The organism is Streptomyces sp. NPDC096013, from assembly GCF_044763565.1.
Taxonomy (GTDB): Bacteria; Actinomycetota; Actinomycetes; order Streptomycetales; family Streptomycetaceae; genus Streptomyces.
This window is the reverse complement of record NZ_JBIWGK010000020.1, coordinates 58,384-81,568: the sequence shown is the minus strand read 5'-3', so window position 1 is coordinate 81,568 and position 23,185 is coordinate 58,384. Positions and strand designations below refer to the sequence as shown.

The window sequence follows — 23,185 nt, the reverse complement described above, 5'->3', positions numbered from 1 at the left end:
TCAGGCCCCCTCGAGTTGGCTCGCGCCGGCGTCCCGGCCGCCGAGCCGGCGGAGCAACAGGGCAAGGGCCAGGCCCACCAGGACCAGGATGACCGCGATGACGCTGGCCGGCCCCATCAGACTGGCCTGGAACCCGCGCTTGTACATGTCCAGTGCGAGAACCCGGGTGGCGTCGGCGGGTCCGCCCTCGGTGAGGACGAAGATGAGGTCGAAGAAGGTCAGGGACCCGACCACCATCAGCGTGGACGAGGTGATGATCGTGTACTTCAGCTGGGGCAGCGTGATGCTGAAGAACTGCCGGATCCGTCCGGCTCCGTCCAACTGCGCCGCCTCGTACAGGGACTTGGGGATCTGCTGGACGCCCCCCTGGTAGATCAGGGAGTGGAACGGGATGAACTGCCATGAGACGACGAAGATGACGACTCCGAACGCGAGCCCGGGCCGCCCCAGCCAGTCCTTGCTCAGCGCCTGGATCTTCAGTCCGGCACCGAGCCCGAAGTTGGGGTCCAGCAGGGCCTTGTACGCGATCGCGATGGCCGCGGAGCTGAGCATCAGCGGGACGAAGTACACCACGCCCAGCACCGCGCGGTAGCGCTGGCGGCCTGCCATGAACGTGCCGAGCAGAATACTCAGCGGCGTCTGAACGGCCCAGGACACCGCCATCACCAGAAACGTCACCCACAGGGCGTGCGGCAGCCCGGGATCGGTGAGCACCGCACGCCAACTGGTCAGTCCCGAGGGGTGGATGGCGCCGATCCCGTCCCACGTGGTGAAGCTCAGCGCGAAGACCCCGACGAGCGGAACCACGGCGAAGCCGACGAAGACCACCAGCGCCGGTGCCGCCAGCCACGGCAGGATGCTGCGCGGTTCGCGATGCGGCCGCCGGTCGGTGAGTGAACTCATTTGCTGGTGACCGCGTTGAGGTTGTCGGCGAACTGCTGGGGCGAGACGGACAGTTGGAACAACTTGACGATGTTGTCCAGCAGGGTCTCGGCGGCCGTCGGGCTGAGCGCCTGGTCCCAGGACTGGCCGAAGACCTTGGCCTTGCTGGCGATGTCGTAGGTGAACTGAAGGAAATCGGCGTTCTTGGAGGCGGCCAGCAGCTTCTCCGTGCCCAGCCGGATCGGGACCGACCCGTTGTCGATCCACTGCTTCACCTCCTCGTCCTGGAGGACGCCGGTGGCGAAGAAGTCCTTGGCGACCTTCTTCTGGTCGGCGCTGGCCTTCGAGGAGATGGACAGGTACTGGGCGGGGTTGCCGACGGTGTCGCTCGGATCGCCCTTGCCGCCTTCCACGGGCGGGAAGGTCATGTAGCCCAGAGAGCCGCTGGAGACGAAGTCCCCGCCGTCCGCCTTCTGGATGCCGTACGACCAGGCCCCGTGCAGCATCATCGCGGCCCTGCCGGTGTACAGCAGTGCCTGGTCCGCGTTGGAGTCCGCGGTGATGGAGGAGAAGCCCTTGACGAACCCGTGTGCCTTGACGAGCTCCTGCACCTTGGTGAGCGCGGCGATGGCGTCCGGGTTGGACCAGGCGTTCTTCTCTCCTTCGATGATGGCCTGGAACAGCTGAGAACCGCCGATGCGGTCGAACAGGAACTCCAGCCACATCATGTTCGTCCACCGGGACTGGCCGCCGAGGGAGAAGGGCGCTATGCCCTTCGCGTTGAATCTGGGCACCAGCGCCATGATGTCGCCCCAGGACTTCGGTGGTTCCACACCGACCTGGTCGAAGACCTTCCTGTTGTAGTAGAGGATGATCGGCTGCACGGTCTCGACCGGCATCGCGTAGATCTTGCCGTTCACGGTCGCCGCGCCGAACGAGGACGGGAACAGGCTCTTCTTGACCTCGGAGTGCTCTCCGAACCACGAGGTGAGGTCCTCGACCTGGCCGGCCTCCACATAGGTGCGCAGCGTCCCGCCGCCCCAGCCCCAGATGATGGTGGGGGCCTTTCCGGCGCCGATGGAGGTCTTGATCTTCGTCTTGTACGCGTCGTTCTGGAAGGTGGTGTCCTTGATCTGCTCCTTGGGGTGGGCCTTGTTGAACGCGTCCACCGCGCCGGCCCTGACGCCTTCCTGCGGCTGACCGTTCAGGTACCAGTACGTGGCCCCGCCGCTCTTGCCGGGACCGGACGAGCCGCAGGCCGCCAGCGCCGCGGAGGCCGGCACGCCGACGGCCAGGCCGAGGAGGGTACGTCGGGAGAGCGCCATGTCGTTACTCCGCACTCGAGAGCCACAGGCTTCTCGTGAGTCATGGTGAAAGGTTTTCGAAACAACCTTCTTCGAGCTCTGTTCGTGCAAGCTAGGTTTCGATCTGATGCGCTGTCAAGACGCGTGCACGCACGCAAAATCGGGCCGCCTTCAGCCGCGTAACATCGGGTGGAGCAACCTTCGCGAGGCTTTCGCAGGGACCGAAACTGTTTCGAAAGCAGCTGGTTGAGAGCAGGGGGATGCGGTGGCTGACTCACCGTCGGTGCAGGTCATGCCAGGCGGGCCGGCAGGGATCGGTGCGGCCGGTACGGGACCGGGTCGTCGCCCTCCAGGTCGAGGAGAAGGTCGTGGACAACATCGCGCAGCGCGGCAGCAGTTGGGCCTGGCGACCGAGGTGTTCCGTCGACGAAGACCGCCAAGTCGTGTGCCTCGCGCGGGAGTTCATACCCGGCCACGAGCGCGCGGCGGCGATCACCCGGGCCGCGGCATCCAGCCCACCGACCTGCGGATGCAGGTCCACCGGAAGTCGTCCCGCAGAGTGCGGGAATCTGTGCGCCGCGCCCAAGTGCGGCTGGAGTCGGACGCAGCTGGGAACGGACGTAGCCTCACGCGGACGGGTCGGGGGCATGCCGATCGGACGGCGTTCGCCGGACGCGGACTCCCGCAGACCGTCGGACGTGACCAGGTCGAGGAGGCAGTCGGCGGTTTCCCGGACGATCTCGATGCCGAACTGCCGTACGGTTGACCGGTTCCACCCGCGTTGCCGGTCCGACCGGCGGCTCACCACACTGGTACGAACAGCTGGGAGGAACCGATGCGACCGAACTCCAGGCGCACCACCTTGGCGGACATCGCCCAAGCGGCCGGGGTTTCCGTCGCGACCGTGTCCAAAGTGGTCAACGGCCGCGGTGACGTGGCACCGCACACCCGCACCCGAGTCCAGGAGTTGCTGCATCAGCACGACTACCTCGCGCCGGTGTTCCGTCACACCGAGGCCGTCGAAATCCCCACCATCGAGGTCCAGTTCCACGGCGGACTCAAGTCGTACGTGGCCGAGACCCTGGAAGGCATCATCGACTCAGCCGCGGAACTGGGGGCTTCGGTGGTGGTCAGCAAGGCGTCCCGTGCCCCGCACTGGGCCCGGGACCTCGTCTCAGCCGGGCGCCGCGCCGTCATCGCGGTCACCAGCGTGTACACCGCGGGGCACCTGAACGAACTGGCCCGCGCCGGGCTGCCGTTGGTCGTGCTGGACCCACTCCACCTGCCGGACAGCCGGGTCAACAGCGTCGGGGCGACCAACTTCGCCGGTGGCCTGGCCGCGACCCGGCACCTGCTTTCCCTGGGCCACCGCCGCGTCGCCTACCTCGGCGGACCGGCGATGGCCGTATGCAACCAGGCACGCACGCACGGCTTCCGCGCCGCCATGGAGGCGGAAGGAGTGCACGTACCCAACACCTATGTGCGGCCCGGGGAGTTCACGTACGAGTCCGGGTTGCTCGGCGCCATGGAGCTCCTGGGCCTGGAAGAGCCACCGACCGCGATCTTCGCGGGCAACGATGAGATCGCCCTAGGTGTCCTCGAGACCGCCCGTGTCCGAGGCCTGCGCATCCCCGAAGACCTGAGCGTGGTCGGCTTCGACGACACGAGCCTCGCCCAGATGGCATCACCGCCGCTGACCACTGTGCGCCAGCCGCTACGCGAGATGGGCGGTGCGGCCCTCCGCATCGCCCTCCAACTGGCCAACGGAGAGAAGGTCGAGTCCCACCACATCGAACTCGCCACCGATCTCGTGATTCGGGCCTCGACAGCGCCGCCCCGCGAACAGGTTTCGGCGCGTGGGCCACTCAAGTGAGTTGCCTACGGGCAGAGTTGACGAACCGGTCGGAGGCGTCCAGGTGTCGAACAGCCCAGCCCACCCATACCGTCCTCGCCCCGGAGGTCACCGAGGGGTGGGCAGCGGCTGCGGAGGGGCGTCCGCCTGCTGGAGTTCGGCGAGGATCTGGTTCTGGCCGGTGAGGAGTTCGGTGAGGATACGTCGTGCGGCGCGCAGGAGGTCGGCAACGTCTCCGCCGGCGAGTTCGTAACGGACGGTGGAGCCCTCCCGGGTGGACACGACGATCCCGGAGCGTCGTAGGACGGCCAGTTGCTGCGACAGGCTGGAGGGCTCGATCTCGATGTCGGCGAGCAAATCCCGTACGGACACCGGACCATGCTGGAGGAGTTCCAGGACCCTGATGCGCACGGGATGGCCGAGCATGCGGAAGAACTCTGCCTTGACCTGATAGAGGGGGACCTGCATGGATGCTCGCTCCTTGCCGGATTGTTCGGACTGCGGCCGCCGGAATGCGGCGGCACCCGAGAGTGCCGCCACATCGCAGGCCGCCCTCGAAAGCCGATCCTTCACGTCTCGGTGCCTGCACGACCACACCTTGTGACCATGCAGATATCGCAAGTTGAAGAAGTCTTCACATCAGGGGCAGACGTGGTTCCCGCACGCGATCACGGGCTAGATCTCGATCGCCCCCTCGACGCGTTTGAGTTGGTGCCGGGCCATGGCCAGGTTCGAGCGGGCCTTGTCGAGTACGAGGTACAGGAACAGGCCGTTGCCGTCACGACCGGTGACCAGCCGGATGAGGTGATACTGGCTGTCCAGCGTGATCAGGATGTCCTCGATCTGGCCCTTGAGGCCCAGCTGCTCCATGGTGCGCACCTTGGCCCGGATCACATCCGTGTTGCCGGCCGCCGCGACCGTCAGGTCGAGACTCTTGTCGCCGCCCAACGTGCCCAGCGCCATGCCGCTGGTGTAGTCGACGACCGCTGCCCCCAGCGCCCCCTCGATGCCGGCCATCATCTCCTTCAGCGACACTTCGACACTCGCCACGATGCCTCCCCTTGCGTTGCGTTCCGTTGACTGCGGCGGGCCCGTGCTGCCGACCCACCTCGACGTCCGGACCGTAGGCACGCGACGCTCCCCCACGGAGACTCTCTTTGAGACTGGCCCAGGACGATCGGACAACGACGCCATAAGACCTGTTGAATCACAGGAACTGCCGATCCTGGTACGCAAGTTGACACCGCACCGGCGCAGTCAGCCCGCCGCTCATGGCGAGGCCCGGAAGCGCGGACCGACTCCGATGCGCACCTCTCTCCGCCGACGCGGAGCCACACCGTCGCATCGCTGTTCCGCGGGCACCTCGGAGGGTGCACAAGCAGTGAAGATACAATCACCCTTTGAGCCGGAAACTCGCACGCCGTTGTGCGGGCTGTCGGAGGACAGAGGAGAAGCAACCGGTCGGATCGAACGCGAGAGCAAAGGAGGCACGGAGTGCGGCAGGCGAGCGTGCTCGATGTCGGGTGCCACAGTGCTCTGCTGACGATCGTGCGGCGGCGCCCGGACTCGATCCTCGAGCCCGTCTTCTCCCGAAAGGTGCGGTTGAGACTGCAGGAGACCCTCGACAGCAAAGGACGGCTGGACCGGGCCGGCGTGAAGAGTATCGAGCAGGCGGTGGCCGAGGCAGTCGCCGCGAACCCGCGTCCGCGCGGACCGGAGGTCTTCGCGTTCGCCACGTCCGTCATCCGGGACGCCCCCAACCGTGACGCGATCATCGCGAGCGTGGCGCGCACCACAGGCACCCGACTACGCGTGCTGACCGGCGAGGAGGAGGCGCGGCTGGCCTACGTGGCCGCCCGTCAGTGGGCGGAGGAGTCCGGCCCACTGCTCGTACTGGACATCGGCGGCGGCACCCTGGAAATCGCCTCCGGCACCGGAGACCAACCGCGCACGGTGCACTCGCTGCCGCTGGGCGCGCGCAGGATCACCCGGGACTGGCTGCCCGGCAACACCACACCGCCCCCGCACCGGCTGACCGAGATCCGCGAGCACCTGCGCCGGTCCCTGGAGGCCGTTCCCGGCCTGCCGCTCGCCGAACCGGGCATGCGGGTGCTGGCCTGCTCCAAGACCTTCGAACAGCTCGCCCGGCTCGCCGCCGCGCGGGGCAAGGCGCCCCGAGCGGGGCGGAAGCTGGCCCTGCCGCACCTGCGCACATCGGTCGCCCTGCTGGCCGAGGCGAAGCCGTCCCGCCGCGGCAAGCTGCCGGGCATCTCGCGCCACCGGGCCGAGCAGTCCCTGGCCGGAGCCCTGATCGCACAGACCCTCATGGAGGCCTGCGGGGTGAAGACCGTCGAGATCTGCCCCTGGTCCACCCGCGAGGGCCTCCTGCTGGAACACCTCGGCGCACCGCCCCACAACGCATCCGGGCGCTCCCGCCACGCCGGCTGAACGGCGCGGCCGCCGACTTCCGCATGCGAGAGAGGAAGCGACAGCCGGCGACCAGTGCTGTGCGCCATCCCAGGTGGGAGCGTCGCGCCAATTGGAAGGATGCCGACTATCCATGCTGAAGCAACCCCGGCAAAGACCCGTGTGGCCCGCCGTGGTGGGAGGCTCAGTATTCGTACTGGCCGTCCTCACAGCCGTCGGCACATTCGTGTACGGCGCCTACAGCATGTCGGACCCCGTGCCCCCCGTCGTGGGCGCACGCGTCGAAGGACAGACGATCATCGTCAAATTCCCCGTCTGCCCCACTGACGTCATCCGGCGCGTAGAGGTAACGGACTTCGACGACGACACCAGCGCGAATCCGGACGTCCTGTGGTGGGCCTCCAACCCCACGACACCATCAGCCAGGAAAGGCGTCGCCACACTCTGGTCCGGTGACGGATTCGAGCACCACGCCCCGGAAGCGGCCCCATCCACCATCCCCCGCAACCTCGCGGTCGGGTACCTGGATCCGTCAGGCGAGGGCCGCGACGGCGTCTTCACGCTGCGCACGATATCCGCGGCGAAACTGAAAGCCGGACAGTACTGGACCGACGACGGTCCCAAAACCGCCGCGCAGATCGACGCACAGCTCAACTGCCACAGCAACGGATGAACCCTGTAGACGACAACTGCTGGGCAGGACAGCAACTCTGATCCGCTCGAACCGAGAGGGTGCCGAGCCATGGCGCGGCACCCTCGCAGAACGGCTCCTGAGACCCATGGGGACTGGTCCCAGATACTCGACCGCATCCTGGAGGACCAGCACCGGAAGCTGGCGTCGGACAAGAGCAGGGATGACTTCTTCACGCTCTTCGCTGCCGACAAGGCGCTGCTGGACTGGGACCTCGGCAACGGCCATGTGCAGTTCCACACCGCCGACCGTGGAACTGCACAGCCGCGCATTGCACTTCGCCCGCGATCTCGGTACGCCGGGAGGCCCGGGATCAGCTGGTGAAGGTGAACCAGTTGATGTTGGTGAAGTCGGAGGTGCTGCCCGCGAAGACCAGGTAGACGTCGTGGACGCCGGTGGCGGAAGCGACGACGTTCGCGGGCACCGTCTGCCAGCTCTGCCAGCCGCCGTTGTTGCCGAAGTCGATCTCGGCGATCTTCGTGCCGCCGGTGCTGTCCAGACGTACCTGGATGGCGCCGCTGATCCCGGAGGCCGCGCCCGACGCCAGCCGGGCCTTGAACTGGCCGGGTGAGGCCGAACCGAAGTCCACGGACGAGAACTTGAGCCAGTCGCCGTTCGAGATGTACCCCACGTCGCTGCCGCCGCCGGTGTCGGAGCAGCTCTCCGTGGTGGTCCCGCTCTGCGCCGAGTAGGACTCGGCCTGAATGGTGCCGTACGCGCTGACGGTGCCTGAGCCCGGACCCCCCGGTCCGCTGCCGGAACCGGCTCCCAGGGTGACGGTCCACGAGGTGGGCGCACCGTCCTGGATGTGCCCGTCCACGGGGGCGGAGCCGGTGGCGCCGACGTCGTCGTAGGGGAATGCGTAGCCGACGCTGGCGTACTTGTGGACGAGTCGTGCGTAGTGGTTGGTGATCGCGTCCTGGTAGTACTGGGACGGTGTCACGCCGTCCGGCTGGTTGTTCCCGCCGGAGACCAGCAGTGAGCTTCGGTTGAGCGCGGCGGCGAGCCGCGCGGCGATCGCGCCGCGGGCGTCCGAGCCGGAGTTGTAGAGCGGGCCGGACGCGCAGCCGAAGATGTCGACCGCGCTCGGCTTGGTGAACGGTACGCCGTTGGTGTTGAGGCCGGAGAAGACGATGGCGCCGCCGGAGACGGTTCCGGTGTAGGAGCCGATGCTGCCCTGTCCGTTGACGGTCAACGCGGTGGAGGCGTAGTGGCTCCAGACCCGGTTGAGGTAGTCGTCCCAGTAGCCTCCGAAGTCGACCGGCGAGTGCGAGGGAGCCATGACGCGCAGGACGGCGCCCGAGGAGTCGGTGACCACCAGCCTGTCCCAGGGGGCTCCGTCGGAGGCATGCTGGGCCTGGAGGCCGGAGGCGATGGAGGCGAGGGCTCCGGAGGGCAGCGGGCTGACCGACTGGCTGCCCCCGCTCCCGGTGCTGGCCATCGAGACAGGCAGCGCGACCATGTCGACGTAGGAGATGTTGGCGTAGAGGTTGGCGCTGTTGAAGGTGAACTCGCAGAACGTCCAGTTGGTGGCCCAGTTGGGGTCCGAGCTGACCAGGGCGGGCTGCACCAGGCCCGGTACGGAGCCCGGGTTGACGAAGAACTGGAGCTTCTGGCCGACCGAGAACCAGACCCGGCCGCCTATGACGTAGTCGTTCAGGTTGACCGTGGTCCCCACCGAACCGGAGGCGCCGAGCGGGATGGAGTAGTCGGCGATGGGAGTCACGGGAGACGACGGGTTCGGCAGCCTGTTCAGGGCGCCGTTCGCCGAGACGAAGACAGGCCAGCCGCTGCTGTCGGAGCCGGAGATGTAGGCGTAGACGTTGTCGTGGCCCGAGTTGTTGGCCAGTTTCACGGGGAGGGAGACCGCCGCCGCGGCGGCAGGCGAGAACGGGCTGAGCACAGCCGCGGCGGTGGCGGCACCGGCCGCGGTCAGCAGGGAGCGTCGGGAAACCACAGGTCCTCCCAGGGACTTGACCGTCCGTCAGCGGCGCGACGGTTGTGGGGGTGTTGGGTCGTGTGAGGTTCTGTGCGGGGGTGACGCTATTGGACTGGACCAATACGGTCAAGGGTTCTGGAGGCCTGGAATCCGCCCGAGCCACGCCCGATTTCAGGAAGCCGACGCGAACAGCCACTCACGCGGCCACGAAACGTCGTGGCGTAGAAGCCCCTCTGGGAAGGGGGAGTTGAGGTCTCCTACGACATCGATCGCTGCGCCCGAGCCCGACAGCAGCGTGCGGATGAGTGAACTCAGCGCCCGAAGCCGGGCAGGGTGAGGGCGAGTTGCCCGGTAGGGGCGGTCCGGTTGGTAATCGTCAGCCTGCGCCTCGCCTCCCGTGCGCAGGCGGGCGCCAGGCAGGCAGGCAGCGAGAGCACTGCTCCGCGATGGGCGCAGGGCGAGGTCTCGACTTCGGGGATCATCACCTGGGGAAGGCCGCGTGCAGTGGAGCCACGAGAAGAGCGGGCTCGCCGGTTGACAGCGGCAGGGCGAGTCCCGGCGTGTCTGCTCCACCAGCGTGCGGAGTCCGTCGGCGATGGGTGGCCCGGGCACAGCGGTGTGGTCGAGGTTGAGCAGGTCGAGCGGGTGCCGCAGGTCTGCGGTGGCGCTGCGACCGGTGTTGGTGATACCGCGTATCCCCTGCGTTCGCACCCGTGCTTCCAAGACCACAAGGACTCTCTCCGACTTGCTCGCCAAGGCGACAGGCCACCACTCTCCCGTGGTGCGCCACCCGATCGACCGCCCGCGCATACACCGGGAAGCTGCTCCCTCCGAGCGTCAGCTCGTCAGCAGTTGCCGGTGTCGGTGACGGTCACCGCTGGTCGATCGCAACCCCGCGTGCCGCGAGTTCGGCCAGGACGGGATCGCGTCTGCCTTGCAGTATCTGTCCGTTCATCTGAAGTGACTTGTTGAGACGTCGCAACGACTTCATGTCGAGCAGGGGCCCGAGCTCGGTGAGGGAGTGGTGGCCTCCGAAGAGGAGTTCGGAGAGGTCGGGCAGGTCGGCCAGCGTGCTGATGTCCGTCACTTCGTCCATGTAACCCATGCGCAGGGACTGGAGCGACGTCAGGCCGGCCAGGGGCGAAAGGTCCCTCCAGGACAGGCGGGAGAGGTAGAGCCGGGTCAGGAAGCGAAGAGCGGGGAGTTCGGTCAGCTGCGGGGCCCGTTCCACGCTCAGTGAGCGCAGTTCGGAGCAGCTTTCCAGGATGCCGAGCGAGTCGAGGCTCGTGACCCTTTCGAGTGTCAGATCGACGACCGGGGTGGCGGCCAGTCCGCTGATGTCCGTGAGCGCAGGGCAGTCCCACACACCCACTTTGGTGAGCGTGGTCAGGCCGTCGAGTCGGCCGAGGTCGGTCAGCGAGGGAAGGCTATTGAAGGCCAGTTCACGCAGGGCCGGCAGATCGCCCAGGTCACCGGGGCCGCAAAGGCTGTCCGTACGGCTGACGGACAGTTCCTCCAGCGCCTGATGGGAGTCGAGGCCGGTGAGGTCCAACAGACCTTGGCATTTGTCGAGGCTGAGTCCACGGAGACCGCGGAGGGACGCGAACGGGGTGAGGTCCCGGATCAGGCCCAGTTCGTCCAGATGAAGCTGGAACGCGGTAGTGAGGTCGGCCAGGTGCGCGAAGTCCACAAGCGTGGGGCAGTTCTCGAAGGTGACCTTTTCGAGGGAGGGCAGAGCCCCCACTCCCGCGAGAGAGGCCAGTCGTTCGCTTCCTACGATCCGCAACTCCGTCACATGCGTCAGCGTGGAAAGTCCGCGCAGGTCGGAGAGATCCGGACAGCCCGTGATCTCCAGCCTCGTCAGACGGGGGTGGTGGCCCAAACCGCGAACGGACCCGAACCGGGGGCAATCCTCGATGACCAGTTCGGAGAGGTTCCCCGCCGCAGTGATGCCGGTCAGGTCACGAAGCTGCTTGCAGCTGACGAGGCGCAGAACGGCCAGCGCGGGCACATTCGTCAGGCCGCTCAGGTCACGGACGGCCGTCCAACCGAGATCCAGGTGGGTGAGGCGAGTGAGGCCCGACAGCTGCGCCGGTGACCTGAAGGACCGACAGCCGCGCAGGTTCAAGTACTCAAGAAGGGGGAAAGCGGCTGCGGAATCGGTCACCGAGGCGACCCGGGTCATGCTCAGGTCGAGGTGGCGCAGGCGGTTCAGGGACAGCAGCGGCTTGACATCGGACACCGGTCGGCAGCGGTGCAGGCTCAGCCACGTCAGCTGGGTGAGGCCGCTGAGCGGGCTGAGGTCCTCGACTCCCGCACAGCCGTTCAGGTCGAGGTGACGCAACTCGGTGAGCGCGCTGAGCTCCGCGAGGTCGGTTATCTCCTTGCAGCGATCCAACGTCAGCGCGCGCAGCATGGTGAGGTGCCGCAGACCCGACAGCGAAGTGACGCGCTTCAACGTCAGCTCCGTACGACCCTCCCGACGAAAGGCCGGCGCCAGAAGCGCCGCGGCGAAGCCGTCCGGGTCGCCGGCCGTCGGCCACAGCCGCACCAGCGTCTCCACGGCGAGGTCCGCGACCGGCGCGAAACGTGCCGCCAGCTGCAGCGCGGCGCCGTCGTCAGTGACCTGCACCAACTCTCGCACCGCCTTGCGAGCCTGAACCGGCTTCGCCTTTGCGAGCATGTCGGCGTAGGTCGTCACGCGTTCGTCCGGGCTTCCGCCGCCGGTGATCGAAGTCATACGCGGGACCCTACAATCCGCCTCTGACAACTCCTGGAGACTGCTTCCCCTTACGAACTGACCGTGCCGACGCCGATGAGCCCCGGGGGGCGCAAGGTCGGCACGGTACTCGGCTGACAGATCTGTTACGGCGTCACGCGTCACGCTCTTGCCCTGGGAGCGAACACGACGCCACCGAACGGTGTGGAGCGTGTGTCCCACGCTGTTCGGTGGCCACCGGCTCAGCGGGCTCTCCTCACGCGGTCACGGGGCCACGGGTGTCTCCGCTCGTGTAGAGGGTGTCGAGGGAGAGGCCACTCTTTTCGTAGTTGGCCAAAGCCAGTCCGAGGGCGAAGAAGGTCGGCGCCCACTCCCCCACGAAGATGCCCCACCGGTCGGCCCGCTCCAGGTTCTCCTGCTTGTTGGATGCCAGCCAGGAGGCGAGCGACAAGCCGATGGAGCCGAACGCCGCGAGGTAGGCGTGCTCACTCTGGACCCCGGCCTCGTGCAGCTTCCTCACGATCATGGTGTGTCCTCTCGTCAGGTGTCGCGCTGTAGCACTTCGAGGTTGTATGTCCTGGTTTCGGGTGCGGAGGTGCTCCCGGATGCGGCGTCACCGGATCGGTGCAGAACCGGCTGGTGCGGCCGTACCGTTCCCGGGATCCTGGCCACCTTGGTCTTCGTCTCCAGCAACTCCGGGGAGGCCAGCTCCCAGATCGCCGAACTCACCCGCACGCTCGGCCTGTCGGCGGTGGAACTCGGCAGGATCGACGAAGGCGGACGCCTCATCCAGGTTCCCGGCGCATTGACGCTCAGGAACCTCACCGAACAGCCACTCACCTGAGTGGCCATGTTCCGCTCCGCGGGAGGCGTGAACTGGCGCCGCCGAGCCGCCCTGCCGTCACCGGCCGCAGCACCTCCGCGCCCTGACTGTCCGACTACCGCCGGCTCCCCCACCGCCACGAGCGCAAACCCGAACCTTTCCTCGCCTTCACCGACATGACTCCGACGCTTATATGTCATCGTCGACTCAGCAACTGAAATGCCGTCTTGGTTTCAGGTTGCAGTCGGAGTAGTTCCTCGCATCTCAGTCGTTGCTGAAGTCTTGTTCAAGGACAAGCTTCCGCAAGATAGGCCGGGCACCCTTGACGACGGACTTGTTCACGGTGGGGGCGCCCCCACCAATTGCCAATACGCACGAGGTCGGAGACATTGGCGGGGTTGCCGTAGGCGTAGCCGTAGCCATAGCCGTTGAGGGAATCAAGGACAGACCCGGCTTGCACGTCGCCCTCACCTGCATCTATCGGTTGTGAATACCTCAACAAAAGCCGGTCACGACGCTGTTGCAGGCTCTAGCTACTCGGCGAGTTCGAACTGGGAGCTGCCCCAGCCCCGACTCCGATGATTGCATCGATGTCAGCCGGAGTGGCAGTGGCGGTCGGCGGCGGAGTGAGGACCACGGTCGACTGCCCAAGGGACGGAGGTGGTGGGGTGAGGTCGTACGAAGGGAGATCAGGCGGAGTGGTCTGCCGCGACAGGGTCTGGTCGAAGTTAACCAGGCCCGTTCTTTCCATCACCGCAATGTGATCAAGTACGGTGTCGTTGGCCTGGTCGGCCAAGGCGCGAACGAGTGTATTTTTCGTGGTAGAGCGGATTTTCGCCACCGTGTTGAAGATCGATCCGTGCGTCATTCGCAGAATGTTGGCAAAGTCAGAATCAAACTGTTCGCGAGTATCTTGCGTCAGCGTGGAAACAAAGCCTTGCTGCTGAGGGCTCGCGGAATTGGGTAGCATGATGTTCAACATCGGTGCTATCTTCCGGCAGGTGGTGTCCAGTGCGGCATGCCCGTCGATGAGGTGCCGACTCGCGGTCACAACAGCCTCTGTTGCGCCTTTCTGTAGGCCGAGCTGGCCGACAGGGTATTCCCATAGCCCGGCCGCACGGACCTTCACAACAAAGTCCCGGTCCGACTCGGTCAGAGGACCCCATGGCGTCTGGGCAATGATGCTGTCGTGCGAGGCGGGAGCAGCACTGACACCCGCAGCGCCCGGGTAGACGAGGGCCGCGACCGTGAGACTCACGGCGCCGCCGATAATGAAAGCTCCCGTCATACTCCAAGAGAACCGCACCATACCTCCTGCAAGTCGTAGATCCGTCCAACGACGGGTGTAATCAGCGGTACGCACGCTGCACGCAAGCGACTCGACGGCTTCGGTAAAGAATTGGCGGATTCTGGCTGAAGTTGGCGCCGCGCCCTGTCGTCCCGCGCCTGGTGCCCAGATTCAGTTGCCGAGCTACCCCGGCACCGCGAACGGCGATACGCTCGGCAGTCCGCTTTGACCCGCTCTACCAAGGGCGGCAGACAACTTCCTTCAAAGGTCTAACGAAGGCGCTGCACGTGCCGTCGGGTGACGAGGCAGACGACGAGGCCGAGAAAACCTTCATGGATGTCGTCGCGTCGTTCCCGACGAATGCCGTGGGCCCGGAGCAGGTGCCGATAAGTGTCGTGGTCGTAGCAGCGGTCCGCCTGGCGCGCGTCGGCCGCTGTGGGGGCCGACCGTTCACACCGGCCACGGCCGGGACCTCGTCGAGCACGGGGCAACTGGGTGGCATCGTTGCGGCTTCATCCGGTCAGTGACACCGCGAGGGGGGATGCCTCAGCAGTCGGTCAGGACGTGGTCGCTTGGTGCCCGGACATGCACGGTCGGCCGGGCCGGGACCGCTTTCGGGCCCTGCGGCAGCCTGCGCATGAGAGGAGACGATAACCACCCGCGACCGGTCCAGCTTTTCGCGGCTTCAGCTTCGTCCGCAGCACCAGGTGCTACTCGTCCCGTGCGCCGACCTCATTGCATGCGGCCAGACGGCGCCAGCACGTCGTGCCGGAAGGGGAGCCTAGCTCCTGGGCATGTACGTCCGTTGGATGCCGGTGTGCCGCACGATCAGGATCCCGCGCAGCGCCTCGCAGTCCGGCGCCCTTGGCCGGCCCCCACCAGCTTCGGACCCGGATCTGGCAGCAACGGCTCGACTAGCTGTACTGACCCGGGACATTGGTTGAGTGGCTCAGCGAGGAGGGCTCTGGGCAGTTCCGTTGTCGCTGGGCTGGTGGGCCTACCCGATGCCGTTGATCAGTTGCTCGATACGTGGTCGGTCGAGCAGTGAGTAGATCTGGGCGATTCGGCCGTGTGCGATCACGAAGGCCATGATCGAGATGGGTTGGCGGTTGCTGCGGACGATAACGGCTGCGCTGCCGTTGAGCGTGATGGGCTGGAACGTGGCGTCCGGGATGGCGAATGCCGCTGCGCGTTGTGTCACGTTCTCTGGGCCGCGGATCGTGGCGGACGCGGCGGGCCGGGTAGCTCCGCCGTCGGCGTGGAAGGTGATCTCGGGGTGCAGCAGAGTGAGAAGCGCGTCGATGTCACCGTTGCGGGATGCTGCGAAGAAGGCGTTGACCACGCTGCGTTGACTGGCGGGGTTGGTCTCGATCTCGGCGGGATCTACGGCGTGTACTCGTTGACGCGCTCGGCTGGCGAGTTTGCGGGTAGCTTCGGTCGACTTGCCGAGGACGTTGGCGATCTCGTTGAACGGCATTCCGAAGGAGTCGTGCAGCACGAACGTGAGGCGCTCGGGTGGTGTCAGGCTTTGTAGAACGATGTGGAGCGCCAGGCTGACCTGCTCGGCGAGAAGAGCCTGCTCTTCTGGGCTCAGTGCCTGATCGGGGCGCACGTGGAGTTCGGGCCCGGCTGCGTCCGCTGGATTCTCGGGCCGCGCGGTTCGTGCTCTGAGTTTGTTGAGACAAGTGCGTGAGACGACGGTCGTCATCCATCCCTCAAGGTTGGTGACGGCGGCGACGTCTGTTGCGCCGGGGCGGCTGAGGCGAACCCAGGCATCTTGGACGGCGTCTTCTGCGTCCGCGCTGTTGCCGAGGATCCGGTAGGCCAGTGCGGTCAGCCGTTGACGGCTCTCTTCGAAGTGTCGGCTGAGCTGTTCAGCAGAGTCCATCCAGTCACGTCCTCGTGTTGCGGGGTGTCAGTGCCTGTGACACGCCCACGGGCGAGAACGTGACAGGAGCACGATGTGATGACCCCGAACCAATCAGCGCCAACCCTAGATCCCCGACGACGACGCCGGATGGCGCTGCTGGCGCTGTGTCTGGCCGGCTTCGTGATCCAGCTCGACGTCACGATCGTCAATGTCGCCCTCCCGACGATTCAGCATGAGCTGCAGGTGGCGCCAGGCTCGTTGGAGTGGATCATCAGCGGCTACGCACTCGGGCTTGCCGCACTGATCCCGTTGATGGGTGCGCTCGGTGATCGGCTTGGCCACCGGCCGGTCTTGCTGGCCGGTCTGGTCGTCTTCGGCCTCTGCTCTGCCGGAGCAGCGCTGGCGTCAAGCCCCGCGACGCTTGTGGGCGCGCGGATCGGTCAGGGAGTTGGCGGCGCCGACATCTTGGCGCTCACCCTCGCCGTACTGACCGATACCCACCCGCCGGAACAGCGCGGTCACGCGATCGGCTGGTGGGCAGCGATCGGCGGCATCGGCTTCGGCGCGGGCCCGATCGTCGGCGGCCTGCTGCTGTCGGCCTTCGGCTGGTCAACGATCTTCTGGGTCAATCTCCCGATCATTGTCGTCACGGGTACCTTGATCCTGCTGACCGTCCCGCGGGCCGCTACGACATCCGAGTCACGGCCGCTTGACGTGCCGGGTGTCGTGCTCGCGTCGGTGGGCCTGGCCTCAGTGACTTTCGGGCTGATCACCGCGACGGACGTGCCCTGGAATCCGTCCCGAACCCTGTTGCCGCTTATCGGTGGCGGGCTCATTCTCATTGCGTTCGTGCAGTGGCAACGCCGCGCCACCGATCCCCTGGTACCGAAAGCGGTGCGCAGCAACTCGGCGTTCATCGGTGCCTGCTTCATCTACTTCACCAGCTATCTGGCCTTCAGCGGCACGCTCTACTACGTCACCTTGATGTTCCAGAACCTCCTCGGCTGGTCCGCACTTCACACCGGCCTGTCGTGGCTGCTGATGAACGCCCCCTTCCTCGTGGCCGCGCAGATGGCCGGCAAACTCAGCCAACGCTTCACGCCACGTGCCATCGTGACCACTGGCTGCACGGCCGGAGCGCTCGGTGTGGCGGCACTGAGCACCTTGACGCCAACCACCCCATTCGCCGTGGCAGGTATCGGATACCTGGTCGCCGGAGTCGGTTTCGGACTGCTGGTTCCTGGGATCACCCACGCGGCCATGCGCGACGTCTCCGCGCCCGTAGCGGGTGCCGCCTCGGCGGTACTGAACTCTTCACGCCAGCTCGGCACCGCCGTAGGCCTTGCTCTCGTCGGCGCCATCGGCGCGGGGGTGACCCACCACACCTGGGTCGCATCGCGATACGGGCACGCGCACTCCGCCCCCGGCACCATCGCCACCGGAAACCTCCATGCAATCCCCGCTCAGTTGCAGGGCACGGCCCGTCGCGCATTCGAAACTGGCTACCACGTCGCACTCGGAATCTGTGTCGCGAGCCTCCTTTTCGCCGTGTGGCTGTCACTGCACGCGTTCAAGCAGCCGACAGCATGTCCTGAGGCAGCCCAGGTAAAGGAGCTGAGCCTGTGAGTCACGCCAACGCCGCCCTGACCCCACGAGCGCGGCTCAAGGTCGCCCAACTGGTCGTCGACCAGGGAGTCCCGATCCGCGAAGTCGCCGCCCGATTCCAATGCTCATGGCCAACCGTCAAGCGATGGGCAAGCCGATACGCAGCCGGGCAGCCCCCGACCGACCGATCCTCCCGACCACACACCAGCCCTGCGAAGACGCCAGCAGCAACGACGAAACGAATCGTCTCGCTGCGCCTGCGCAAGCGCATCGGCCCTGTCCAGCTCGCTGCCTTGACCGGGGTCGCGCCATCGACCGAGCACCGGGTGCTTCGGCGCTGCCACATCAGCCGTCTGAGCTACCTCGATCGTGCTACGGGCGACCCCGTACGCAGCTACGAACACCCTCGCCCAGGGGCGATGATCCACGTCGACGTCAAGAAGCTCGGCAACATTCCCGACGGAGGCGGATGGCGATTCGTCGGTCGCGCGCAAGGCATACGCAACCGCGCGCGGACAAAAGGGAAACCGAAGAATCGGCACCACAACCCAAAGATGGGCTACGCATTCGTTCATTCCGTCATCGACGACCACTCCCGTGTCGCCTACGCAGAGATACACGACGACGAGACCGCGGCCACGGCCGTCACTGTACTTCGCCGATCCGTGATTTGGTTCGCCGACCGAGGCGTCACCGTCGAGCGGGTGCTTTCCGACAATGGCGCCGCCTACGTGTCACACCTCTGGCGCGACACCTGCGCCGAACTTCGGATCAAGCATTCACGCACGCGACCCCGCCGCCCGCAGACCAACGGGAAGATCGAGAGATTCCACCGCACCCTCGCTGACGGGTGGGGATACGCCCGCTGCTACGTCTCAGAAGCCGAACGCAGGGCCGCCCTCTCCGCCTGGCTCCACACCTACAACCATCACCGGCCACACACCGCCATCGGGAACAAGCCACCCATCACCCGCTTGATCAACCTCCCGGGTCAGTACAACTAGCCGTTGAATTGACACACCTTTGCCCGTAAGGGAACGACCTGTGCCTCTTCCGCTCGGGACTCGTGCCCGAAAGATCCCTGACCAGCCCTGGACCGCCTTACTAGCATCCGTGCGTGAGCCTGTGGACCTCCCTGGAACCCGCCTCCGCAACCGTCGATCCGGGCGGCAGCGCACGCGTCCGACTGCGGCTGCGTAACACCGGCGACGTCGTCGACGAGTACCGCTTCGAACCGGTCGGACCTATCGCCCCGTGGACGACCGTCGAGCCTCAGACGCTCCGGCTCTACCCTGGTACGACAGGCACCGTCGAGCTGACCTTCGCCCCGCCGCGAACGCCCGACGCGACGGCCGGGCCCAACCCCTACGCCATCCGGATCACGCCCACCGAGCATCCGGAGGCCGTCACCGTCCCCGAGGGCACCCTCACCATCACCCCCTTCACTGAACTGCGCGCGGAACTGGTCCCGCCGACGGTCAAGGGCCGTTTCCGGGGTCGCCCCAAGCTCGCCATCGACAACCTCGGCAACACCAAGCTGACTGCCTCCGTCGGCGGCAGCGACAACGGCGACCACCTGTCGTACGACATCCGCCCGAGCAACGTGCAGATCGAACCGGGCCGGGCCGCCTTCGTCGACGCCACCCTCAGACCCCGGAAGATCATCTGGTTCGGGTCGAAGGAGCAGCGGCCGTACCGGCTGACCGTGCAGCGCTCGGGCGAAGCCGGAGCCGGTCGACGGCACCTACATCCAGCGCGGTTTCCTGCCCCGTTGGCTGGCCACCCTCTTCGGCACCCTGATGGCCCTCGCCATCACCTTCGCCCTGATCTGGTTCAACTACAAACCCCCGGTCACAAGCCGCGCCCAGGAACAGGTCCAGGAAGCGGGCGTAAGCAGCATCGCCCCCAGCCCCTCGCTGGCCGCCGCCCCGCCACCCACGCAGCCGGCTGTCACGCAGAAACCGGAGAACGACGCCCCCACCCCTGCGGACACCCAGTCGGGCGGCGGTGGTCACGACAAGGCGGCCCCCCAGCCGAAGAAGACTGCGAAACCGGTCGTACCGGCCTCGGACATCCTGCTGCGCAACACGACGACGAAGAAGTGCGCGGACCTTCCCGGCTACGACGCCGGGACAAGCAACGGCCCGGTGCGGGAGTACACCTGCAACGAGACCACCAGCGACAACCAACTGTGGAACCTGGAGGTGCGCTACCAGAAGGACGGCCCCGGCTCGGCCGCGCTCTTCCAGATCCGCAACGTCAAGGACCAGCTCTGCATGGACCTGCCCGACCGCGGTTCGGCCAAGCTGTCCTCGCCGATCACCGAATACACGTGCGACGGGACGAAGGCAGACAACCAGCTCTGGTGGATCGACAAACAGCCCAGTGGCGCCTACTGGATCCGCAACCTTGCCAGCGACAACCTCTGCCTGGACGTGGCCGGTTACAGCACCGGCGGCAACGACACCAACCTCACCCTGTTCTACTGCTCCAACACCGACGACCAGGAGTGGCAGATCATCCACCCGTCGGGCGACTGATGTCCTGCGCCTGTAGTTGGTCTTTGGCAGATGCGTGACTTCTGCTGCTGGTGCGTCAGTTCTGCAGCCTCTACATCAAGGACATCGAGCACTTCGCCGAGACCATGAGCGACGATGTCCTCGCCCCCACCGCACTACAGGAGTGCACGGCGAGGCTTCAGATCGTCCCGGCCGGCCATGACCACACTTACCTGGTCAGCGAGCAGCGTTCGGGCGCCCGCCTGATCCTCGTCGACCGCGAGCCCAGCCTGCTCGACACGGACAGCATCTTCTCCGACCACCGCCAGGCCGGCGTCACCGCCGTCAACCACATGCTCAAGATCGACCACCGCCGCATCGCCTATCTCGGCGACCGGACGACGGTCTCCACCGCCCCCCAGCGCTTCGACGGTTGCCGGCACGCCCTGGGACTCGCGCACATCGAGTACGCCAACGAACTCGTCCACCACCCGGGGCCCAGCGAAGTCGCCGCCATCGCCGCGACCGAGCAGGTCCTGTCGCTTCCGGACCCGCCCACGGAACTGTTCACCAGGCAAAACCTGATCATCATCGGAGCCGTCCGCGCGCTGCGCACTCTCGGCCTGGAGGACGGGGTCGCCGAGGCCTGCCCACCAGCTCAGCCCTTACCAGAGTCCTCCAGCGCCTGAGCCGCAAGGCGTTTCAGACCCTCTTCGAACGCCGGGGCGGCACCCACGACACCAGGAACATTCGCCCTCGGTCGAGTGAAATTCACGATTCCCCATCGGATGAGGTCCGTGACCGGTGGAGTGGGAACTGGCAGGCGTGAAGGCAAGGTCAGGCGATGAAGGCACTGATGGTCCTGGTGAACCAGTCAGGGTCTTCCTCCTGGACAAAGTGCCCGGTCGGCGCGACGGCGCTCTGAACGCTGTCTGCGTGCGGGCTCAGAGCTTTTGCGGTGGCGGTGCCGCTGTGGGCGGTGCCGACGGCCAGAATGGGCATGGACAGCTTCCGCTCGGCGAGCAGGGCACGGTTCTCGCGGCCGTCTTCCAGCAGCGTGCGGTAGTGCTCGAAGCCGCCCCGCAGTCGCTCGCGGCCGGTGTATGCCTCGGCGTACGCGGCAAGGCCCTCCGGGCTGAAGGTGCCGGGGCTTTCAACTGTTGCGTAATTCATCAGTGAATCTCAGCTTTTCTGATCTGTTATTTTGATCGTGTGAAGCTTTCCGAGTGGGCGTCGCGCAACGGCGTGCACTACCAGACCGCGTGGACGTGGGCGAAGGAGGGCCGTATGCCGGTCCCCGTGCGCCAGACGCCGTCCGGTACATGGCTGGTCGACGAGCCCGCTTCGGAGACGTCCGGCCGGGTGGTGGTGTACTGCCGGGTCTCGTCGGCGGACCAGAAGCCGGATCTTGACCGTCAGGTGGCCCGCGTGGTGCAGGCGGCCACGGGTCTGGGCCTGCCGGTTGCGGAGGTCGTGACCGAGGTCGGGTCGGGGCTGGACGGCAGGCGCCGCACACTGCACCGCGTGCTGTCCGACCCGCAGGCGACGGTGATCGTGGTCGAGCATCGTGACCGGCTGGCCCGGTTCGGCGTCGAGCATCTCGAAGCCGTGCTGTCGGCGTCCGGGCGGCGCCTGGTTGTCCTCGATCCCACCGAGACCGCCGATGACCTGGTGCGCGACATCACCGAGGTGCTGACGTCGATGTGCGCCCGCTTGTACGGGCGGCGGGCGGCGAAGAACCGGGCCGCCCGCGCTGTGGCCGTGGCGACCGGCGAGGCTGGCGAGGCTGGCGAGTGAAGAAGTTCCAGCCGCAGCCCGGTTTTGTGGTGCAGGCGTTCCGGTTCGCTCTGGACCCGAACGCCGCCCAGGAGGCCGCGCTGCGTTCGCACTGCGGCGCCGCCCGTGCCGCCTACAACTGGGCTGTCGGCTGGGTGACCGCGTCGTGGTGGCAGCGCAAGGCCGAAGCGTCGTACGGCATCGCCGAGGAGCAGCTGACGCGGTGGCGGCCGTGGTCGCTGCCCGCGCTGCGGAAGGCGTTCAACGAAGGCAAGCACACCGACCCCAGGTTCGCCGCCTGGTGGCAGGACAACTCCAAAGAGGCGTACTCCACCGGCCTGGCGAACGCCACCGCCGCGTTCGACAACTACACGAAGTCCAAGCAGGGCAAGCGGCGTGGCCGGAAGACGGGCGCGCCGCGTTTCAAGTCGAAGCGGAAGGCGCGTCTCGCCTGCCGGTTCACGACCGGCACGATCCGCGTGGACGCCGACGGCCGGCATGTCACGCTGCCCCGCCTCGGCACGATCCGCAGCCACGAACCCACGGTGAAGTTCCTCGACCGCATCCAGGCCGGGACCGCGCGGATCCTGTCCGCGACCGTGCGGCACGAACGCGGACGCTGGTTCGTCTCCTTCCAGGCCGAGGTCAAGCGCGACCTCGAACACGTGGCGCGCCCCGACGTCGCTGTCGGGATCGACCTCGGGGTGAAGACCCTCGCGGTCATGGCCGACAGCACCGGCGAGATCAGGCAGATCCCCAACCCGGGCCACTACGACGCCGCGCGCAAGCAGCTGCGCCGCGCCTCCCGAACCGTGTCCCGGCGCCAGGGCCCCGACCGGCGCACCGGGCAGAAGCCGTCCCGCCGGTGGGAGAAGGCCAACGCCCAGCGGAACAAAGTTCACCACCGGGTGGCGAACCTCCGCGAGGACGCCCTGCACAAGCTCACCACCGCCGTGGCCGCCGAGTACGGCACCGTCGTGGTCGAAGACCTCAACGTCGCCGGCATGCTCCGCAACCGGCGCCTCGCGCGCAGGATCGCCGACGCCGGATTCGGCGAGATCCGCCGCCGGCTCGACTACAAGACCCGCCGGCGCCACGCCACCCGCCTTGTGGTCGCCGACCGCTGGTACCCCTCCTCCAAGACCTGTTCCGGGTGCGGCACAGTGAAAGCCAAGCTGCCGCTGCACGTCCGGACCTACGAATGCGACGCCTGCGGTCTGGTCATCGACCGGGACGACAACGCCGCACTCAACCTCGCCGCCCTCGCGACAGCCGCAGCCGCAGCCGCACCCGCAGCAACTGGTACCGGAGTGGCCGGAGAGCCAGGACACCACCGAGGTGGTGTCGAAGCCTCGTGGAGCCGACCACAAGACCCGCGCCACCCGCCCCCGCCGCAAGGCGGAGGCGGGGCGGGCAGGTGGCGCAACCCTGCCGCACCAGCGGCAGACAGAAACGAGAGACCGTCCTCAAGCCGAAGCCCTCACGCTCTGGTGATGTGACGGACCTTCCGG

The 23,185-nt window shown here is 66.9% G+C and carries 20 protein-coding genes and 2 pseudogenes; 12 read left to right on the top strand and 10 right to left on the bottom strand.

Annotated elements, in window-relative coordinates:
• Both ACIRB1_RS41015 and ACIRB1_RS41010 read right to left on the bottom strand, forming a co-directional pair.
• A complete protein-coding gene (locus ACIRB1_RS41015) occupies nt 1-903 on the bottom strand; it encodes a sugar ABC transporter permease (protein WP_352178914.1) in 903 nt (300 codons plus the stop codon).
• Nucleotides 900-2,207 (bottom strand): extracellular solute-binding protein, encoded by a 1,308-nt coding sequence (locus ACIRB1_RS41010; protein WP_403469115.1) that lies wholly within the window; start codon nt 2,205-2,207, stop codon nt 900-902. The genes ACIRB1_RS41015 and ACIRB1_RS41010 overlap by 4 nt, the downstream gene beginning before the upstream one ends.
• A gap of 814 nt (nt 2,208-3,021) precedes the next feature.
• On the opposite strand from ACIRB1_RS41010, the gene ACIRB1_RS41005 reads away from it, so the two are divergent.
• Nucleotides 3,022-4,059 carry a LacI family DNA-binding transcriptional regulator gene (locus ACIRB1_RS41005; protein WP_352178911.1) on the top strand — a complete coding sequence of 346 codons (1,038 nt, stop codon included), beginning with the start codon at nt 3,022-3,024 and terminating at the stop codon, nt 4,057-4,059.
• Nucleotides 4,060-4,146: 87 nt separating this feature from the next.
• On the opposite strand, the gene ACIRB1_RS41000 is transcribed toward ACIRB1_RS41005, so the two are convergent.
• Both ACIRB1_RS41000 and ACIRB1_RS40995 read right to left on the bottom strand, forming a co-directional pair.
• The gene (locus ACIRB1_RS41000) at nt 4,147-4,506 is read right to left on the bottom strand and encodes a metalloregulator ArsR/SmtB family transcription factor (protein ID WP_352178910.1); all 360 of its coding nucleotides are present in this window, start codon (nt 4,504-4,506) and stop codon (nt 4,147-4,149) included.
• Between the two features lie 207 nt (nt 4,507-4,713).
• On the bottom strand, nt 4,714-5,088 hold the full coding sequence (locus ACIRB1_RS40995) for a hypothetical protein (RefSeq protein ID WP_352178909.1): 375 nt from the start codon (nt 5,086-5,088) through the stop codon (nt 4,714-4,716).
• Between the two features lie 444 nt (nt 5,089-5,532).
• On the opposite strand from ACIRB1_RS40995, the gene ACIRB1_RS40990 reads away from it, so the two are divergent.
• From ACIRB1_RS40990 to ACIRB1_RS40980, 3 genes are all read left to right on the top strand, one after another.
• Complete coding sequence (locus tag ACIRB1_RS40990) at nt 5,533-6,486, top strand: Ppx/GppA phosphatase family protein (protein ID WP_403469114.1); 954 nt, start codon at nt 5,533-5,535, stop codon at nt 6,484-6,486.
• A 112-nt stretch (nt 6,487-6,598) separates the two neighbouring features.
• Nucleotides 6,599-7,138: a hypothetical protein gene (locus tag ACIRB1_RS40985; RefSeq protein WP_403469113.1), complete on the top strand. Its 540-nt coding sequence runs from the start codon at nt 6,599-6,601 to the stop codon at nt 7,136-7,138.
• 69 nt (nt 7,139-7,207) lie between these two features.
• The gene (locus tag ACIRB1_RS40980; RefSeq protein WP_403469112.1) at nt 7,208-7,480 is read left to right on the top strand and encodes a hypothetical protein; all 273 of its coding nucleotides are present in this window, start codon (nt 7,208-7,210) and stop codon (nt 7,478-7,480) included.
• On the opposite strand, the gene ACIRB1_RS40975 is transcribed toward ACIRB1_RS40980, so the two are convergent.
• The 3 genes from ACIRB1_RS40975 to ACIRB1_RS40965 all read right to left on the bottom strand — a co-directional run bounded on the left by ACIRB1_RS40975 (nt 7,470) and on the right by ACIRB1_RS40965 (nt 12,340).
• Nucleotides 7,470-9,113 carry a beta-1,3-glucanase family protein gene (locus tag ACIRB1_RS40975; RefSeq protein ID WP_403469111.1) on the bottom strand — a complete coding sequence of 548 codons (1,644 nt, stop codon included), beginning with the start codon at nt 9,111-9,113 and terminating at the stop codon, nt 7,470-7,472. The genes ACIRB1_RS40980 and ACIRB1_RS40975 overlap by 11 nt on opposite strands.
• Before the next feature lie 853 nt (nt 9,114-9,966).
• The gene (locus ACIRB1_RS40970) at nt 9,967-11,865 is read right to left on the bottom strand and encodes a hypothetical protein (RefSeq protein WP_403469110.1); all 1,899 of its coding nucleotides are present in this window, start codon (nt 11,863-11,865) and stop codon (nt 9,967-9,969) included.
• 205 nt (nt 11,866-12,070) lie between these two features.
• A complete protein-coding gene (locus ACIRB1_RS40965; RefSeq protein ID WP_403469109.1) occupies nt 12,071-12,340 on the bottom strand; it encodes a hypothetical protein in 270 nt (89 codons plus the stop codon).
• 147 nt (nt 12,341-12,487) lie between these two features.
• On the opposite strand from ACIRB1_RS40965, the gene ACIRB1_RS40960 reads away from it, so the two are divergent.
• Nucleotides 12,488-12,658, top strand: coding sequence for a hypothetical protein (locus tag ACIRB1_RS40960; protein WP_403469108.1), 171 nt, complete (start codon nt 12,488-12,490; stop codon nt 12,656-12,658).
• Between the two features lie 86 nt (nt 12,659-12,744).
• A pseudogene (locus ACIRB1_RS40955) lies at nt 12,745-12,855 on the top strand (IS5/IS1182 family transposase); the annotation flags it as partial.
• 311 nt (nt 12,856-13,166) lie between these two features.
• On the opposite strand, the gene ACIRB1_RS40950 reads toward ACIRB1_RS40955, so the two are convergent.
• Both ACIRB1_RS40950 and ACIRB1_RS40945 read right to left on the bottom strand, forming a co-directional pair.
• Nucleotides 13,167-13,925, bottom strand: a complete 759-nt coding sequence (locus ACIRB1_RS40950) for a DUF4142 domain-containing protein (RefSeq protein WP_403469107.1) — start codon at nt 13,923-13,925, stop codon at nt 13,167-13,169.
• A 997-nt stretch (nt 13,926-14,922) separates the two neighbouring features.
• Nucleotides 14,923-15,813: a sigma-70 family RNA polymerase sigma factor gene (locus ACIRB1_RS40945; protein WP_403469106.1), complete on the bottom strand. Its 891-nt coding sequence runs from the start codon at nt 15,811-15,813 to the stop codon at nt 14,923-14,925.
• A 129-nt stretch (nt 15,814-15,942) separates the two neighbouring features.
• Between ACIRB1_RS40945 and ACIRB1_RS40940 the strand changes: the two genes are divergently transcribed.
• The 4 genes and pseudogenes from ACIRB1_RS40940 to ACIRB1_RS40925 all read left to right on the top strand — a co-directional run bounded on the left by ACIRB1_RS40940 (nt 15,943) and on the right by ACIRB1_RS40925 (nt 20,587).
• Nucleotides 15,943-17,421 carry an MFS transporter gene (locus ACIRB1_RS40940; protein WP_403469105.1) on the top strand — a complete coding sequence of 493 codons (1,479 nt, stop codon included), beginning with the start codon at nt 15,943-15,945 and terminating at the stop codon, nt 17,419-17,421.
• A complete protein-coding gene (locus ACIRB1_RS40935; protein ID WP_403469104.1) occupies nt 17,418-18,404 on the top strand; it encodes an IS481 family transposase in 987 nt (328 codons plus the stop codon). The genes ACIRB1_RS40940 and ACIRB1_RS40935 overlap by 4 nt, the downstream gene beginning before the upstream one ends.
• Nucleotides 18,405-18,517: 113 nt before the next feature.
• A pseudogene (locus ACIRB1_RS40930) lies at nt 18,518-19,940 on the top strand (RICIN domain-containing protein).
• 50 nt (nt 19,941-19,990) lie between these two features.
• A complete protein-coding gene (locus ACIRB1_RS40925) occupies nt 19,991-20,587 on the top strand; it encodes a substrate-binding domain-containing protein (RefSeq protein ID WP_403469103.1) in 597 nt (198 codons plus the stop codon).
• A 148-nt stretch (nt 20,588-20,735) separates the two neighbouring features.
• On the opposite strand, the gene ACIRB1_RS40920 is transcribed toward ACIRB1_RS40925, so the two are convergent.
• Entirely contained in the window at nt 20,736-21,071 is a 336-nt protein-coding gene (locus ACIRB1_RS40920; RefSeq protein WP_403469102.1) for an alpha/beta fold hydrolase, read from the bottom strand.
• Between the two features lie 39 nt (nt 21,072-21,110).
• Between ACIRB1_RS40920 and ACIRB1_RS40915 the strand changes: the two genes are divergently transcribed.
• The gene (locus ACIRB1_RS40915) at nt 21,111-21,695 is read left to right on the top strand and encodes an IS607 family transposase (RefSeq protein WP_403469101.1); all 585 of its coding nucleotides are present in this window, start codon (nt 21,111-21,113) and stop codon (nt 21,693-21,695) included.
• Nucleotides 21,692-23,173, top strand: coding sequence for an IS607 family element RNA-guided endonuclease TnpB (gene tnpB / locus ACIRB1_RS40910; protein WP_403469100.1), 1,482 nt, complete (start codon nt 21,692-21,694; stop codon nt 23,171-23,173). The genes ACIRB1_RS40915 and tnpB overlap by 4 nt, the downstream gene beginning before the upstream one ends.
• The last annotated feature ends 12 nt before the right edge of the window (nt 23,174-23,185 follow it).

Excerpts from the sequence above, each read along its gene's own strand:
- ACIRB1_RS41015 (WP_352178914.1), bottom strand. The coding sequence starts at position 903 with ATGAGTTCACTCACCGACCGGCGGCCGCATCGCGAACCGCGCAGCATC.
- ACIRB1_RS41010 (WP_403469115.1), bottom strand. The coding sequence starts at position 2,207 with ATGGCGCTCTCCCGACGTACCCTCCTCGGCCTGGCCGTCGGCGTGCCG.
- ACIRB1_RS41005 (WP_352178911.1), top strand. The coding sequence starts at position 3,022 with ATGCGACCGAACTCCAGGCGCACCACCTTGGCGGACATCGCCCAAGCG.
- ACIRB1_RS41000 (WP_352178910.1), bottom strand. The coding sequence starts at position 4,506 with ATGCAGGTCCCCCTCTATCAGGTCAAGGCAGAGTTCTTCCGCATGCTC.
- ACIRB1_RS40985 (WP_403469113.1), top strand. The coding sequence starts at position 6,599 with ATGCTGAAGCAACCCCGGCAAAGACCCGTGTGGCCCGCCGTGGTGGGA.
- ACIRB1_RS40980 (WP_403469112.1), top strand. The coding sequence starts at position 7,208 with ATGGCGCGGCACCCTCGCAGAACGGCTCCTGAGACCCATGGGGACTGG.
- ACIRB1_RS40965 (WP_403469109.1), bottom strand. The coding sequence starts at position 12,340 with ATGATCGTGAGGAAGCTGCACGAGGCCGGGGTCCAGAGTGAGCACGCC.
- ACIRB1_RS40950 (WP_403469107.1), bottom strand. The coding sequence starts at position 13,925 with ATGACGGGAGCTTTCATTATCGGCGGCGCCGTGAGTCTCACGGTCGCG.
- ACIRB1_RS40945 (WP_403469106.1), bottom strand. The coding sequence starts at position 15,813 with ATGGACTCTGCTGAACAGCTCAGCCGACACTTCGAAGAGAGCCGTCAA.
- ACIRB1_RS40940 (WP_403469105.1), top strand. The coding sequence starts at position 15,943 with ATGGCGCTGCTGGCGCTGTGTCTGGCCGGCTTCGTGATCCAGCTCGAC.
- ACIRB1_RS40920 (WP_403469102.1), bottom strand. The coding sequence starts at position 21,071 with ATGAATTACGCAACAGTTGAAAGCCCCGGCACCTTCAGCCCGGAGGGC.